The sequence below is a fragment of the Myxococcus qinghaiensis genome (genome assembly GCF_024198215.1).
Lineage (GTDB): Bacteria > Myxococcota > Myxococcia > Myxococcales > Myxococcaceae > Myxococcus > Myxococcus qinghaiensis.
Genome location: NZ_JAKCFA010000005.1, coordinates 83027 through 97379 on the forward strand (window position 1 = coordinate 83027; position 14353 = coordinate 97379).

General features: G+C 68.7%; 12 protein-coding genes. 8 read left to right on the top strand and 4 right to left on the bottom strand.

All coding sequences use genetic code 11. From position 1 onward, the window contains the following. Positions 1-103: 103 nt before the first annotated feature. Positions 104-1393, bottom strand: a complete 1290-nt coding sequence (locus LZ199_RS10270) for a hypothetical protein (RefSeq protein ID WP_253993476.1) — start codon at positions 1391-1393, stop codon at positions 104-106. 232 nt (positions 1394-1625) lie between these two features. Between LZ199_RS10270 and LZ199_RS10275 the strand changes: the two genes are divergently transcribed. Further along, complete coding sequence (locus LZ199_RS10275; protein ID WP_253993477.1) at positions 1626-2615, top strand: B-box zinc finger protein; 990 nt, start codon at positions 1626-1628, stop codon at positions 2613-2615. 55 nt (positions 2616-2670) lie between these two features. On the opposite strand, the gene LZ199_RS10280 is transcribed toward LZ199_RS10275, so the two are convergent. Then, on the bottom strand, positions 2671-3342 hold the full coding sequence (locus LZ199_RS10280; RefSeq protein WP_253993478.1) for a DsbA family oxidoreductase: 672 nt from the start codon (positions 3340-3342) through the stop codon (positions 2671-2673). 161 nt (positions 3343-3503) lie between these two features. After that, positions 3504-4505 (bottom strand): ATP-grasp domain-containing protein, encoded by a 1002-nt coding sequence (locus LZ199_RS10285; protein ID WP_253993479.1) that lies wholly within the window; start codon positions 4503-4505, stop codon positions 3504-3506. A gap of 78 nt (positions 4506-4583) precedes the next feature. On the opposite strand from LZ199_RS10285, the gene LZ199_RS10290 reads away from it, so the two are divergent. The 7 genes from LZ199_RS10290 (at position 4584) to ileS (ending at position 13579) form a co-directional block, all read left to right on the top strand. Then, positions 4584-6017: a sigma 54-interacting transcriptional regulator gene (locus tag LZ199_RS10290; protein ID WP_253993480.1), complete on the top strand. Its 1434-nt coding sequence runs from the start codon at positions 4584-4586 to the stop codon at positions 6015-6017. A 200-nt stretch (positions 6018-6217) separates the two neighbouring features. Continuing rightward, entirely contained in the window at positions 6218-6955 is a 738-nt protein-coding gene (locus LZ199_RS10295; RefSeq protein WP_253993481.1) for a TadE/TadG family type IV pilus assembly protein, read from the top strand. After that, positions 6952-8607, top strand: coding sequence for a Tad domain-containing protein (locus LZ199_RS10300; protein ID WP_253993482.1), 1656 nt, complete (start codon positions 6952-6954; stop codon positions 8605-8607). The genes LZ199_RS10295 and LZ199_RS10300 overlap by 4 nt, the downstream gene beginning before the upstream one ends. After that, a complete protein-coding gene (locus tag LZ199_RS10305; protein WP_253993483.1) occupies positions 8607-9638 on the top strand; it encodes a pilus assembly protein in 1032 nt (343 codons plus the stop codon). The genes LZ199_RS10300 and LZ199_RS10305 overlap by 1 nt, the downstream gene beginning before the upstream one ends. A 1-nt stretch (position 9639) precedes the next feature. After that, positions 9640-9951, top strand: coding sequence for a hypothetical protein (locus tag LZ199_RS10310; protein ID WP_253993484.1), 312 nt, complete (start codon positions 9640-9642; stop codon positions 9949-9951). Continuing rightward, positions 9951-10643 carry a hypothetical protein gene (locus LZ199_RS10315; RefSeq protein WP_253993485.1) on the top strand — a complete coding sequence of 231 codons (693 nt, stop codon included), beginning with the start codon at positions 9951-9953 and terminating at the stop codon, positions 10641-10643. Before LZ199_RS10310 ends, LZ199_RS10315 begins: the two co-directional genes overlap by 1 nt. 35 nt (positions 10644-10678) lie before the next feature. Then, a complete protein-coding gene (gene ileS, locus LZ199_RS10320; RefSeq protein ID WP_253993486.1) occupies positions 10679-13579 on the top strand; it encodes an isoleucine--tRNA ligase in 2901 nt (966 codons plus the stop codon). A gap of 105 nt (positions 13580-13684) precedes the next feature. Here ileS and LZ199_RS10325 read toward each other — a convergent pair whose 3' ends face one another. Then, on the bottom strand, positions 13685-14353 hold the full coding sequence (locus tag LZ199_RS10325) for a pilus assembly FimT family protein (RefSeq protein ID WP_253993487.1): 669 nt from the start codon (positions 14351-14353) through the stop codon (positions 13685-13687).

A 14353-nucleotide genomic window follows, 5' to 3' on the forward strand; every position in this document is an offset into this window, starting at 1 on the left:
GCTCAAAGACAGACACCGGGCCGGCCACTCGCCCGTGAGGGACGAGGGACGCGGTCCGGTGTCGGAAATCCATCAACTGGGGTGGGCGGATTCGCCCGGAGGCTCAGCGCCAGCCGCCCTTGTTGTCCCGCGAGCCGCCCGAGCTGCCACGACCACTCGGCGCGGAGGAGCCGCCACCCGAGCTCTTCGAGCCGCTGCTGCCGCCACCGCTGCCCCAGCCTCCACCGGAGCTCCGGCTTCCGCCGCCGCTGCTTCCACTGCTGCTGCCGCTGCTGCTGCGTCCACCACCGCTGCCCCAGCCGCCGCTGCTGCTTCCACCGCTGCTGCTTCCGCCACTGCTGCTCCCACCGCTGCTCCCGCCACTGCTGCTCCCGCTGCTGCCGCGTCCGCCACCGGTGCCCCAGCCGCCGGTGCTTCCGCCGCTGCTGTTGCCACGGTCGCTGTCGTTGTCGCGGTTGCCTCGGCCATAGCCACCACCGGAGCTGCCACCGCCCGAGCTGCCACCACCGGAGCTGCCACCACCGGAGCCACTTCCGCTCGGAGGCGTACCGCCGTTGTACCCGCCACCCGAGCTGCCACCGCCGGAGCTGCCACCGTTGCCGTACCCGCCGCCGGAGCTGCCGCCACCGGAGCTGCCGCCGCCCGAGCTGCCCCAGCCGCCGCCATTGTTGTTGTCGTCATCGCGGTCCCGCCCCTGGCCCCGCCCGGGACGCGAGCCGCCGCGGTCATCATCCCTGTCCCGCCCGCTGTTGCCCCGGCCGTAGCCGCCGCCGTTGTTGCCACCGGAGTTGCCGCCACCCGAGCTGCCCCAGCCGCCGCCGTTGTTGTTGTTGTTGTCCCGGTCATACCGGGAGCCGCCGCGAGGAGGCTGCGTGCCCCAGCCGGTGCCGGAGGGAGGAGGCTGGCTGGAGGGGCGGTTGTCGGTGCGAGTCACCGGGCCGCGATAACCGGGCCGCGACGTGGACCGGCTGTAGCCGTAGCCCGCGGAGGCGGCGTGGGTCCGGTCATACACGTAGCCGCGGTTGCGCTCCCAGCGGTACGCCCGGCCCGCGTTCGGGTAGTAGTCGTGCGAGTGACGCCCGTGCAGGCCGCACGACGCCCCGAGCGGATCCAGGTGGAAGTCCCAGTACCAGACCAGCGTCGGCCCTCGGTAGTAGTAGACGTCGTCCGTGTAGACGTAGTGCGTCTCCGCCGGGCGGTAGTTGTGCGTGTGGACGTGGTCGTACGGGCACCAGCCGCCGCCGTCGTTGTCCGGAATGGGGTGGTCGCCCGAGAACCGGTAATCCACCACCGCCACCACGGAGCGGCGGGCGGTAGGGCCGTGATAGTGGGCGTAGCAGCCCGTCCCCATCATCAGGGCGAGAGGGATGGCGAGTGCGAGCAGTCGGCGCATGTGACGAGTCTCCCGTGCGAAGGGCACTTCCAGCCAGTCCCTCTTCGCGACCACGGGCTGATGACGGGCGTCCCTGGAGGAAATTCACGCCCGGCTCCTTCTCGCCCGCCTGCTTCCTCTTTAACCGTGCCTGTGCCCTGGTGAACACCGTGCCCGCTGGTGTAGGTGCGGAAGTGCGCGCGACCTGAGGGCCGGGGCCTTCCGGACCCGTCGCGCGAGGAGAAGGCCACCCATGTCGGATTCGGATTTTGGTCGGGGGAGGGGCGCGTCGTGCCCGCTGCACCCGGACCACCTCGCGCAGCGGACCTGTACGCGCTGCGGCAACTTCATGTGCGACACGTGCAGCGAGCACGGCACGCAGGCGCACTGTCCCACCTGTCGTGAGCGCGAGGGCCTGGGCCGCGCCTTCCCGCTGGACCGCGAGAACTGGTCCATCGGCGGGTTGGTGGAGGTGTGCTGGGACAGGTTCAAGCGCGAGTGGGTGATGCTCAGCGTGGCCGCCCTCATCTTCTTCGCGGCCTCGATGATGGGCAGCTTCCTCTCCCAGATGCTGTCGTTCGTCGGGGGCATGTCGGGCAGCACCACCGTCATCGTGCTGACGACCGTCGTGGGCGCCGTGGCCTCCTGGGTGATTCAGGGCATGGTGTCCCTGGGCATCACCCGCATGTGCCTGGACGTGCTCCAGGGCCAGCGCGCGGACCTGGGGCGGATGTTCTCCCAGCTCTCCAAGCTGGTGCCCTATCTGCTGACGACGCTGCTGTCGTTCGTGGTGATGTTCCCCGTCATCATCCTCTGTGTCGGCGTCGCGCTCGCGGTGTTCGTCGGGATGTCGGGGGTGTCGCTCTCCGAGCTGGACTGGAGCTCCTCGGAGTCGATCGCCGGGACGATGACGAACACGTCGCCGGGGGTGTTCCTGGCGACGTTCGCCGTGGGCGCCGGGCTCTACATCTTCCCGGGCATGTGGCTCATCATTCCGTTGGTGCTCGTGCAGCCGGCGATCGCCAACGAGGAGGCTCCCGGTCCGGTGGAGACGCTCAAGCGCTGCTTCGCCGCCGGGAAGGGCCAGCGCCTGGGCATGTTCGGCACCATGGCCCTGGGCGTGGTCGCCCTCATGGTGGGCTTCATCCTGTGCTGTCTGCCCGTGCTCCCCGCGCTGGGCTTCTTCCAGCTGCTGCTCTGCGGCCTGTACCTGGCGCTGAGCAAGGGCGCGGAAGAGGTCTGACGTCGGTCGCTCATCGGGGCCCGCGAAGCGATGCGGGCCCCGGTGCGGAACCGCGTCAGTGCACCAGTCGCTCGGAGGAGCCCGAGCGGGGCGCGGCCACCCGGCCCATGCAGGCCAGGATGTGCTCGCGGTACTCGGTCAGCTCGCGCAGACCGCACAGCATCCACCGCCCGCCGATGACGAGCGTGGGCACGCCGCGCACGCCGCGAATCGCCGCGTCGCGGTGCTCATCCAGGATGAGCCGGCGCGTCTCCTCGGAGCGGAACGCGGCGGAGAACTCGTTCATCGCCAGGCCCACGCGCGACGCCAGCTCGAACACCACGTCCGACCGCGACACGTTGACGCCCTGCTCCAGCGCCGCGCGCTGCATGGCCCGCGCGAGGAAGGCCCGCGCTTGCGGTCCTTGCAGTCGCGCGGCCTCCAGCGCGGCCAGTGCCGGCACGCTGCTGCGGGGCGGGTCTCCGCCCAGCCACAGGTCCGTGGACAACAGCGGCGCGGTGGCGTCCGACTCGCGTTGCGCGCGCTGCACTTCTTCCACGAGGCCGCGCTTCTCGCGCTCCGTGGGAAGCACATCGTGCACGCGAAGCGGATAAGGCCTCACGCTCCAGCGGACGGCTTCGCCCAGCTCCTGGCGCAGTACGTCCAGGCGCAGGTCGGCGAGATAGCACCAGGAGCACAGCACATCCTGGTACACGGTGATCTGCAGCGGCTTGTGCAGCGTTTTCATGGGGGGCCGCCAGATTAGAGGCCACGCCGCGCCGCTGCCAACTCCCCATGACACTCGGCCGCTGAATGCATTCCTGTGTTCCTGAGGAGCATGCGAGGTGGCTTTGGCCCAGGCTGCTCGCTTGCTTCAAAGCGTGCGAGCAACCTCGAAGGCCCTTCGCGCTACTCGCCGTAGGCCTGTGAACCGCTCGACTTCGAACCCGCGTAAACCAGCGCGTGGTCGATGATTTCGCCCGCGATGTCGCGGCCCGTGGCGCCCTCCAGTCCCTCGAAGCCGGGGCTGGAGTTGATCTCCATCAACCGGGGTCCGGCGTGCCCCTCCAGCATGTCCACGCCGGCGACCTCCAGGCCGATGATGCTCGCGGCCCGCACCGCGGCTTCCGTGTACGCGGGAGGAAGCTCGATTGCCTGCCCCTCACCGCCGCGGTGGATGTTGGAGCGGAACTCGCCCTTCTTCGCCTTGCGACGCATCGCGCCCACCACCCGCCTGCCCACCACGAGCGCGCGCACGTCCCGGCCCTCGCTCTCCGCGACGAACTCCTGGAGCACGATTTCCTGACCCAGGTCCCAGAAGGTGTCGAGGATGGTCTGCACCTCCGGCAGCGTGTGAGCAATCATCACCCCCACGCCCTGCGTGCCCTTGATGAGCTTGATGATGACCGGCAGCCCCCCCACCTCCTCCACCAGTCGGCGCACGTTGCTGCGGTCATGCGCCATCACCGTGCGAGGGATGTCCAGTCCGGAACGCGACAGGAACTGGAGCGCGCGCAGCTTGTCGCGGCTGCGCGCGATGGACGACGGAGGGTTGAGTACTGGAACACCCATCATCTCGAAGTGGTTCACCACCGCCAGCCCATAGGCGGTGATGGACGCGCCGATGCGCGGCACGACGACGTCCACGCCCCGTATCTCCACACCGCGGTACGTCATGCGCGGTGCGCCTTGCGCGAGCAGCAGGCAGCAACGCAGAGTGTCCAGCACCAGCGGCCGGTGGCCCCGCTCCCGAATGGCGGACACCAGCCTGCGAGTCGAATAGAGCGAGCGCTTCCGGGACAAGATGGCCACGGTCTTCTTCACGCGTGAACGACGCGGCGCGGGGCGCTCGGGTGCCGGGGACCCCGGCGTGGCCGGGGCCTTCTTCTGCTGGATTTTTCGGGGAGACATGGGCGGAGCACCCAAGCGTAGCATGTACCGCCGGACGGAGCGGGTGACGTGGTTCGCGTTTGCTATCCTCGGACGCAGATGAGCGCGACAGATCCACACCCCGACGACATCCACACCAGCCCCGGAGATGCCGCCGGGTTGGACCTCGCCCACTCCCCGTTGCTGGGGGAGACGCTCGTGGTGGACCCGCGGACCACGGTGAAGCTCCACAAGTGTCGGCTCGCCGTGGCCTCCGGGCCGGACACCGGGCGCTCCGTGGTCAGCGACAAGGAGCGGCTGCGCTGCGGCGCGCACCCGGGCAATGACCTGGTGCTCGTGGAGGACCGCACCGCCAGCCGCCACCACTTCGAAATCCAGTTCACCGAGCGCGGCTACCTGCTGGTGGACCTGGGCTCCACCAACGGCACGTTCCTGGACGGCCGCAGAATCGAGCGCGCCTATCTCTCACCGGGCTCGCAGATTCGCGCGGGCTCGTCCGTGCTGACCTTCGCGCCGCTGGATGAGGAAGTCACCATCGAGCCGGACCGCGACGGCGAGCTGTGCGGCATGGTCGGCCAGAGCATGAAGATGCGCCAGATATTCGGGCTCATCAAGAAGATCGCCCCGCTCGACGTGTCGGTCATCATCCAGGGCGAGACGGGCACCGGCAAGGAGCTGGTGGCGCGCGCCATCCATGAGCTGTCGGGGCGCAACAAGTCGCCCATGGAGGTGCTCGACTGCGGCGCCATTCCGCCCAACCTCATCGAGAGCGAGCTGTTCGGCCACGAGAAGGGCGCCTTCACCGGCGCGGTGAGCGGACGCCCCGGCGCCTTCGAGCGCGCGCACGGCGGCACCATCTTCCTGGACGAGCTGGGCGAGCTGCGCCTGGACCTGCAGCCCAAGCTGTTGCGCGTGCTGGAGAACCATGAAGTCCGCCGCGTGGGCGGCAACGACGTCATCGAGGTCAACTGCCGCGTCATCGCCGCGACGAACCGCGATTTGATGAAGGAGATTCAGGCCGGCAACTTCCGCGAGGACCTCTACTTCCGCCTGTCGGTGATAACGATTCAGCTGCCGCCGCTGCGCCAGCGCCGCGACGACATCCCCCTCATCCTCAAGGGAGCGCTCGCCGACCCCGAGGTCGTCCTCAAGCACGGCAAGAAGCGCTTCTCCCCGGAGTCCATGAGCCTGCTGATGGCCTACGCGTGGCCGGGCAACGTTCGTGAGCTGATGAACGTTCTGTCTCACGTGCTCACGTTCAGCGAGGGCGAAGAAATTCAGCCAGCCAGTCTTCCTCCTCGGGTTCGGGGGCAGGCCCGCGAGGGGCCGCTGCCGTTCAACGAGCACCTCTCCTTCAAGGACGCCAAGGAGCAGCTCCTGGAGAACTTCGAGCGGGAGTACGTCACCAGCGTCCTCACCCGCTGCGAGGGGAACCTCTCCCGCGCCGCCCGGGAGAGCGGGCTGCACAGGAAGTCCATCGAGCGGCTGGTGAAGAAATATCAGCTCGATACCAAGGGCATGAAGCCGCGCTGATCCACGCCCCTGGGGTCATCCTGCCCCGGGGCTACTGTGTGACACATGTGACACATGCCCCGACCCTGTAGCGCCGAGGGGGCACGCGCCCGTTTCCGACGGGCAAGTTGACGTATGTCTTCTGGGGGGTAAATCCCTGGAACATGCGCGCTGCCATGAATTCCTACCCTCGAAGGAATGTTGGCCAGTCGGGACAAGCCATGGTGGAGGCGGCAATCACCCTGCCGCTGGTGGTGTTCCTGTTGCTGGGCACGTTGCAGTTGTTCCTGATGTTGCAGGCGCGCGTGCTGGCGCAGTACGCGGCGTTCCAGGCGACGCGGGCGGGCAGCGTGGCGCATGGCGAGTGTGAGCGGATGACCCACGCGGCCATCCTCGCGCTGCTGCCTTCGTTCCACTCGTTCCTGGGCATGTCGAGCGCCACGGACACGGTGCGCCACGGCGGCGGAAGCAACGCGGCGGCGAAGCTGGCGTCGGCCTTCGGCGCGCGGCGGGGCAATCGCTACCAGGGGGGCCTGGACGGCCGGCACACCGGCAGCATCGTGTGGATCAACCGGGCGCTGGTGGGCGGCGGCATCGACGGGCCGCAGGACCGCGAGTTCGACGAGCCCGGGCACTTGCGGCGCCTGGAGGTGCAGCTCATCTACTGGTACCCCATGCGCATCCCGTTCGCGAACTGGGTGATGTCGCGCATGTTCATGGCGCAGATGGGCCTCCAGGACTACACGGCCGCCAATCCGCTGATGCCCGCGGAGCGCAACGCCAACTGGAACGCGGGCGAGTTCTCCACGCCGCTCCAACTGGCGAGTGACATCCGGGACGAGCTGGTCGCGCGGGTGGGGCGCGAGGAGTACGTCTTCCCCATCGAGACCAGCTTCACCATGCGGATGATGACGCCCGCCAAGCGGCGCCACTTCGCCACCATGGACTGCCCCCGATGAAGCGCTCCCTGTCTCGCGGTCAGACGCTGGTGCTGTTCGTGCTGGGCACCTTGTTGATGGTGCTCATGGTCACCATGACGCTCTCCTTCTCCATGAAGGTGCGTGAGCGCATCGAGCTGCAGACGGTGGCGGACGCGGCGGCCTTCTCCAACGCGGTGGCCACCGCGCGCACCTTCAACAACATCGCGGTGATGAACCGCGCGCAGATTGGCCACGCGGTGGCGCAGGCGGGGGCCACCAGCCTGGTGAGCTGGGCCAGCCTCTACCGCGCACAGGTCAACGCGGCCAGCACGGGCTATGGCATCGGCATGGCGCCCTACAAGCTGGCCATCGCCACCGGCTGTCCGTGCGCCTGGAAGGGCGGCATGTGTCTGCGCAGGTGCATCTGCGGCAACCTGGGCGTGGCGAACCTGACGACGATCCGCGCGCAGCTGACCGTCGAGCAACTGCGCTTGGAGTCCGTCTTCCAGTCCATGGACCTGATGGTGAACCTGCAGATGCTCGCGCATCAAATCGCGCAGGGCGCGTTCTACGCGGCGCAGCAGGAGAACTACCAGGAGCTGCGCGACGCCCTGGGGAGCCAGCGCTTCACGAACAGGGTGCTGAGCAACATCGTGGGGGCGGGCAGCAATCCTTACGACTCGGCCTGGCGGGTGCCCGACATCGGCGGCGTCAACGAGGGCGAGCTGAGCGGCGGTGTCGCCTGCACGGACGATGGCGCCGTCTGTGATTTGCCGCTCACCGTCGCGCACGCCGTCAACGCGGCCATGGGCAGCCGCGGGTTCCACTTCGTCACCCACCGCCAGTGGGCGCTGAGGGACTACAGCGCGCACCAGGCCAACCTGGACTGGGTCATCATGCCCCCGGACCGGGTGACGGTGATGCCCGACACCAACGGGACGACGTACTTCGGCAAGCCGGGGCGGAAGATGCCGCTCCTGCCTCCGTACGCTCCCGCACTCACGGGCGACGAGCGGGGCAGCATCACCTGGATGTACAACCACACGATGCATGGTGGAGACCCCGGGGCCTGCCCCGGGACTGTCGCCGGCGTGCTGCCCACGGTGGCCACCCTGGTGACGTCGGGTGGCCTGTTCCCCCGGCCCCAGCACACGTGGACGGGCGGCGGAGACGTGGGCGGCCCCTTCAACCACATGCTGGCGCCCTGCCTGGGCGGGCCCTCGTCGTGCCCGGGCATCTGGCCACCGTTCCTGGACTACAACCTCACGCGGTTGCTCAACGCGGAGGGCAACAACTACGCCCAGCCGAAGAACTTCGCCGTCGTCCAGCGAGACTTGATGGCGCGCCGGCTGGACCCCTGGGACCTGTCCTTCCGCTACCGCTTCGAGTCCACCGGCGCGGGCAACGTGTACGACGCCAGGAGCTTCACCCTGGCGGATGGCACGCCCAACAGCACGCAGACGGCGCTGTCCACGGGCATCGCCTACTACCACCGTGGCAACAGCCTGGGCTTCAACCACTGGAACGAGCCGCCCAACCTGCTCAACCCCTACTGGCGCGCCACGCTGGTGGGCGCGGACATCGACAGCGATGGCGTGCGCGACGCCGTCAACACGTTGGGACTCAGCTCGCCCGTCGCGGCGCAGGCCTTCCAGGAACTGCGCAGCGCGGGCTTCAAGGGGCTTCAGTGATGACGACACCGCGCCGCATTCGTCTCCAACGCCGTCACGCGCGGGGCCAGGCCCTGCTCGAGGCGGCCATCGGCACCACGCTGTTCGTCACCATCGTCGCCTTCGGCATCCACTTCGCGGAGGTGGGCTTCCTGTCGCTGAAGGTGCAGGAGGCCGCTGTCTCCGCGCTGTGGGACGGCACCCATGGGCAGATGCACCGCATCCCCGTGACATACGACAACGCCGAAGGCTCCATGCGCCGGGCCGCCCAGGACTCGCAGGCGCGCTATTCGGACTTCAAGGGACTGTCCTCCGCGCCCGGCGCGGGCCGCATCACCCAGGTGTTCACCCAGGGCACCGGGATGCAGGTCCAGTGTGGCATGGACGTGGGCGTGGGCTGGGCGGGCGCCGTGCTCACGCGGCTTGTCTATCGCGACAACGGCGGCACCGCGTGTAGCGCCGAGGCCACGCTGAGCACCTGGCGCTTCCCCACCTCGTTCCTCGACGGGCCCTCGGCGGGCGCGCTCTACCAGAAGCAGAACCTGGACAACTCCCTCACCAACCTCCGCGTCTGCGCGGTGGGGCGCGCGGTGGGCGGCACCTGCAACGGCCGCTTCTCCATGCTCGTGGATGACTGGGGTCTGGCGGGTCAGCTGGAGTCGGCCACCTGCAACATCCTGATGCAGGACCAGCTCATCCCCTGCACCAACGCACCCCTGCACGCGGCGGTGTGGTCCACCTATACGCCGACGACGCTGCCCATCCCCACCGCTGGCAGCAACCTGGTGCAGGCCGCCCTGTTCTGGAACCCGCTGCCCATGACGGCGCTCGCCATGGTGGGCCTGGGCATGAAGGAGAAGACCTTCTGGATGAGCGCCGCGGGTGAGGACGCGCTCAACTTCGTCCAGGTGCCTCCTCACATCGACCCCATCTCCCGCATGTGGCCCACGACGCCGGGCTCCGTCATCGGCGTCACCACGTTCCCCTATGGCGCCGCGTACCTGGAGCGCATGGGCAACGGCGGCTGCTTCCTCGGAAAGGACTGTGACTGAGATGATGCGCTCGTTCCTCTCCGGGTGGCCTGGGATGCTGGGACTGGGCGCCGTGCTCGCCGCGCGTCTGGCGCTGGCGGACGGCAACCAGTGTGCCGTGGACTGCGCCTCCAAGGCCGATGCGGTTGTTCGCTCGTGCATGGCCCGGTGTCCCGAGCCTTCGGAGGACCCCACCCGGCCAGGACCCTTCCAGGCCTGCGCCCTCCGCTGTCAGGAGCGGCAGGAGAAGAAGTTCAACGAGTGCGCGGAGCGGTGTGTGGAGCCGGAGGGACTGGAGTCGCCCAGCAAGGGCAAGAGCGGGCGGGTGCGCTGATGACGCGCACACGGAGCGGAGCCTGGGGCCTGGTGCTGGCGCTGGTGCTGTCCTCGGGACAGGCTTTCGCCCAGCGCGTGCCCTTCAAGTGGGAGGTTCCCGGAGTGGTGGGCGTGGTGGACGTGACGCAGCCCGTGCTCTCCAGTGGCGTCCCGGTGAAGCTCTCCGCGGTGCGCAGCAAGGCGCGGCCGGCGGACATCCTCCAGGCGCTGGTGGACCGCTTCCTGCTTTGGGGGCTGCATGTCCCGCCGGAGTCTCGCCAGCCTCAGCTGCTGCGCGAGCCGATGATTACCGCCATCGACACGCGCGCCTTCATCACCTACACGGCCATCCTCCAGCCCAATCCGGATGGGACGACGACGGTGTTCCTGGGAGAGGCGGACCTGTCGCAGGGGCCGCGTCCGCAGTCCAACGTCGCGCCGGTGTATCCCGGCGGCACGGGGCTGATGCAGACGGAGATGGAGGGGGCGCGCACGCTCGTCTACTCGGTGAGCGCGAAGGCGACGGATGTCGAGGTCTACTACCGCAACGAGCTGAGCCAGGCGGGCTTCGAGGAAGTGGAGCCCCGGCTGTATCGCTCCAGCCAGGACGAGCTGCAGCTCAAGCTGACCCCGGCGAAGGACGGCAAGCTGGCCGTCATCGTCGTGCGGCGGATGGTCTCGCAGGAGGACGCGAAGCCCGCGGGTGATTGAAGCGCTGCACCGAGCGTGTTACGGGCGCTGTCGACATGAGCGACACGCCCTCACAGGACAAGGACTTCAAGGACTCGGTCAACCTGCCGCGCACGGAGTTCCCGATGAAGGGGAACCTGGCGCAGCTCGAGCCGAGGATGCTCGGCTGGTGGGCGGAGCGGGGCATCTGGGGAAAGATTCTGGAGAACAACGCCGCCGGTGAGCCCTTCGTGCTGCCGGACGGTCCGCCCTACGCCAACGGCCACATCCACGCCGGCCACGCGCTCAACAAGGTCCTCAAGGACATCGTGGTGAAGTACCGCAACCTGGTGGGCCGCCGGTGCGACTTCATCCCCGGCTGGGACACGCATGGCTTGCCCATTGAGCAGGCTGTCGAGAAGCGGCTGAAGGACAAGAAGGTGGACAAGCGCACCCTGTCGCGCGACGCCTTCCTGGAGCAGTGCCGCGCGTATGCGCTGGAGTTCATCGACATCCAGAAGGCGGAGTTCCAGCGGCTGGGTGTGTTCGGCTCGTGGGACGCGCCCTACAAGACGCTCGACTTCGCCTACGAGGCGCAGGAGATCCGCGAGCTGGCCGTCTTCGCGCGCCGGGGCATGCTCTACCGCCGCAAGAAGCCCGTGTACTGGTGTCTGTATGACCAGACGGCGCTGGCCGAGGCGGAAGTCGAATACGAGGAGCACGAGTCCCCGTCCGTGTACGTGGCCTTCGCGGCCGGCGCTGAACTCGCCGAGCGGGTGCCGGCGCTGAAGGGCAAGGACGTCGCCTTCGCCATCTGGACGACGACGCCGTGGACGCTGCCGGCCAACCTGGCCATCGCCGTCAATCCGGAGCTGGAGTACGTCTTCTACCAGCTGGGCTCGCGCGTCATCTGCGTGGCCAAGGACCTGCTGCCCAAGGTGCTGGCGGAGGTGAAGGCGGACGAGCTGGCGGTGAAGCACGTGGAGCTGCCGGGCGGCGAGGTGTCCGCGGCGGCGCTGGTGGACCCGTCTCGCATCCTCGCGTACGCGCAGGGAGCGGAGCTGGAGCACCTGACGTACCAGCACCCGTTCTACGAGCGCCGGGGCCGCATCGTCCTGGGCGAGCACGTGACGCTGGATGCCGGTACGGGCCTGGTGCACACGGCGCCGGGGCATGGCCAGGAGGACTACGAGGTCGGCCTGCGCTACGGGCTGGACATCTACAACCCGGTGCGTCCGGACGGCCGCTACGACGACACGGTGGGAGAGGCGCTCACGGGCAAGCGCGTGTTCGAGGCGAACCCGCTCGTCATCGCCGTCCTCGTGGAGAAGGGCGCGCTGCTCAACGACGCGAAGGACACGGTGGCGCACAGCTATCCGCACTGCTGGCGCTGCCACAACCCCATCATCCTGAGCGCGACGTACCAGTGGTTCATCCCCATGGACGTGCCGTTCCACGGGGAGAAGACGTTCCGTCAGGAGGTGCTGGCGGAGGTGGACAAGGTGAAGTGGGTGCCCTCGTGGGGGCACAGCCGCATCCGGGGCATGTTGGAGACGCGGCCGGACTGGACCATCAGCCGTCAGCGCACGTGGGGCGTGCCCATCTGCATCGCGTACTGCGAGGGCTGTGACGAGTCGCTCGTCTCGCCGGAGCTGATGGAGAAGGTCGCGGCCCAGGTCGAGAAGGAAGGCGTGGGCGTGTGGTACCGCACGCCGGTGAAGGACTTCCTGCCCGAGGGCTTCAAGTGCTCGCGCTGCGGGCATGGGGAGTTCCGCCGAGAGACGGACATCCTCGACGTGTGGTTCGACTCTGCGTGCATGTTCTCCGCGGTGCTGGAGCGCAGGCAGCGCATTCCGGCGGACCTCTTCCTGGAGGGGAGTGACCAGCACCGGGGCTGGTTCCACTCGTCCATGCTGGTGGCGGTGGGGACTCGCGACATGTCGCCCTACAAGGCGTGCCTCACGCACGGCTTCGTGGTGGACGGCAAGGGCGAGAAGATGTCGAAGAGCCTGGGCAACGTGGTGGCGCCGGAGAAGATCATCCAGCAGTACGGCGCGGAGGTGCTGCGCCTGTGGGTGGCGGCGAGCGACTACCGCAACGACGTGCGCCTGTCGGACCAGATTCTCAAGGGCCTGTCGGAGGGCTACCGGAAGATTCGCAACACGGTGCGCTACGCGCTGAGCAACCTGTATGACTTCGACCCGGCGCTGCACTCGGTGCCGTACGAGGAGCTGCTGCCGTTGGACCAGTGGGCGCTGGGCCGGCTGTCGGAAGTCGTCACGCGCGTGAAGCAGGCGTACGAGGACTACGAGTTCCACCTCGTCTACGCGACGGTGGTGGACTTCTGCGCGGGTGACTTGTCGGCGGTGTACTTCGACATCCTGAAGGACCGCCTCTACACGTGGCGCACGGATGGGAAGGCGCGGCGCGGCGCGCAGACGGTGCTGCACGAGGTGGCCTCCGTGCTGCTGCGGCTGTTGTCGCCGGTGATGAGCTTCACCGCCGAGGAGGCGTGGGGCTTCCTGCCGGGCAAGGCCACGGAGAGCGTGTTCCTGGCGGGCTTCCCGGAGGCGCGCGCGAAGCTGGAGCCGGCGCTGGCGGAGCGCTACGCGAAGCTGTTCGCGCTGCGCGAGGCGGTGCAGGGCGTGCTGGAGGCGGCGCGGCGCGAGAAGCGGATTGGCGCGTCGCTGGAGGCGCGGGTGTTGTTGATGGCGTCGGCTCCGGTGCGGGAGTTCCTGAAGGCGCACATGGACGAGCTGCCCGGCCTCTTCATCACCAGTCAGGTGGAGCTGGTGGACGCGGAGGGCATCGACGCGACGTCGCTGGACGTGACGCGCGTGTTCGGTGACGGCGCGAGGGTGCTGGCCGAGGTGAAGCCGGCGCTGGGCCACAAGTGCCCGCGCTGCTGGACGTACTCGGAAGCGGTGGGGCAGGGCGGCGACGTGTGCCTCAAGTGCCGCGAGGCGCTGGCCGCGTAGTCCCCCGAAACGAAACGGGCCCGAGCTCCGTGAGGAGACTCGAGCCCGTGGGGACTTCCAGGTGCTCCAGCGGGTGAGGCCGTGGGCTTCACCCGCCAGGACGACTCAGGGAGGAGGCGGCGTCGCGGCGCACTCGGGCACGGGCCGGTCCTCGGCGCGCTTGGAGTCGCAGTCCAGCAGCGACGCCAGCCCGGTGAGGGGCTCCACCATAAGCAGGCTGCGGGGGCGGCCCGACTGCGCGTTGAAGTTGAGCCGCAGGTTGCCCGGGGCCGCGGCGGCGAGCGCCGCCGTGTTGTCGAGCTGGCCCTGCATGCAGCCCAGGTTTCCGGGCTGCACCGCGCGGCCCAGGCCGGGCAGGTAGCAGAGCCCATGCACCGAGGATGCATTCATGGTGTCGGGGATGACGATGTCGGGCCCCGTCTCCGAGCAGCAGGCCGCGTTGGCGCGGCAGGTGGCGTTGACGCAGGCGGGCTGGGGGCAGGTGTTGTTGTCCCAGTCGTTGCCACACGTCAGCCGCTCCCACCGGGCCACCGTCCGCAGTGTACCGTCCGGCTGCGCGATGTTGTCCTCCACCACGATGCGCACCGGCTGGTTGGTGGCGATGGCACGCTGACGTGCCCGCAGCGCGGAGGACCACAGCTCCCGCGTCGCCGCCGACTCACGCTGCCCGTCGATGGGCGTCTGGATGCCCATCAGCGCCATGGACAGCATCAGCCCCACCACGGCCAGCGCGATCATCAACTCCAACAGCGTCATTCCACGTTCGCGCATCAT

What these genes read in the sequence shown, in the direction of transcription:
- LZ199_RS10270 (WP_253993476.1), bottom strand. Translation starts at nt 1,393, where the DNA reads ATGCGCCGACTGCTCGCACTCGCCATCCCTCTCGCCCTGATGATGGGG.
- LZ199_RS10275 (WP_253993477.1), top strand. Translation starts at nt 1,626, where the DNA reads ATGTCGGATTCGGATTTTGGTCGGGGGAGGGGCGCGTCGTGCCCGCTG.
- LZ199_RS10280 (WP_253993478.1), bottom strand. Translation starts at nt 3,342, where the DNA reads ATGAAAACGCTGCACAAGCCGCTGCAGATCACCGTGTACCAGGATGTG.
- LZ199_RS10285 (WP_253993479.1), bottom strand. Translation starts at nt 4,505, where the DNA reads ATGTCTCCCCGAAAAATCCAGCAGAAGAAGGCCCCGGCCACGCCGGGG.
- LZ199_RS10290 (WP_253993480.1), top strand. Translation starts at nt 4,584, where the DNA reads ATGAGCGCGACAGATCCACACCCCGACGACATCCACACCAGCCCCGGA.
- LZ199_RS10295 (WP_253993481.1), top strand. Translation starts at nt 6,218, where the DNA reads ATGGTGGAGGCGGCAATCACCCTGCCGCTGGTGGTGTTCCTGTTGCTG.
- LZ199_RS10300 (WP_253993482.1), top strand. Translation starts at nt 6,952, where the DNA reads ATGAAGCGCTCCCTGTCTCGCGGTCAGACGCTGGTGCTGTTCGTGCTG.
- LZ199_RS10305 (WP_253993483.1), top strand. Translation starts at nt 8,607, where the DNA reads ATGACGACACCGCGCCGCATTCGTCTCCAACGCCGTCACGCGCGGGGC.
- LZ199_RS10310 (WP_253993484.1), top strand. Translation starts at nt 9,640, where the DNA reads ATGATGCGCTCGTTCCTCTCCGGGTGGCCTGGGATGCTGGGACTGGGC.
- LZ199_RS10315 (WP_253993485.1), top strand. Translation starts at nt 9,951, where the DNA reads ATGACGCGCACACGGAGCGGAGCCTGGGGCCTGGTGCTGGCGCTGGTG.
- ileS (WP_253993486.1), top strand. Translation starts at nt 10,679, where the DNA reads ATGAGCGACACGCCCTCACAGGACAAGGACTTCAAGGACTCGGTCAAC.
- LZ199_RS10325 (WP_253993487.1), bottom strand. Translation starts at nt 14,353, where the DNA reads ATGATGCGCGAACGTGGAATGACGCTGTTGGAGTTGATGATCGCGCTG.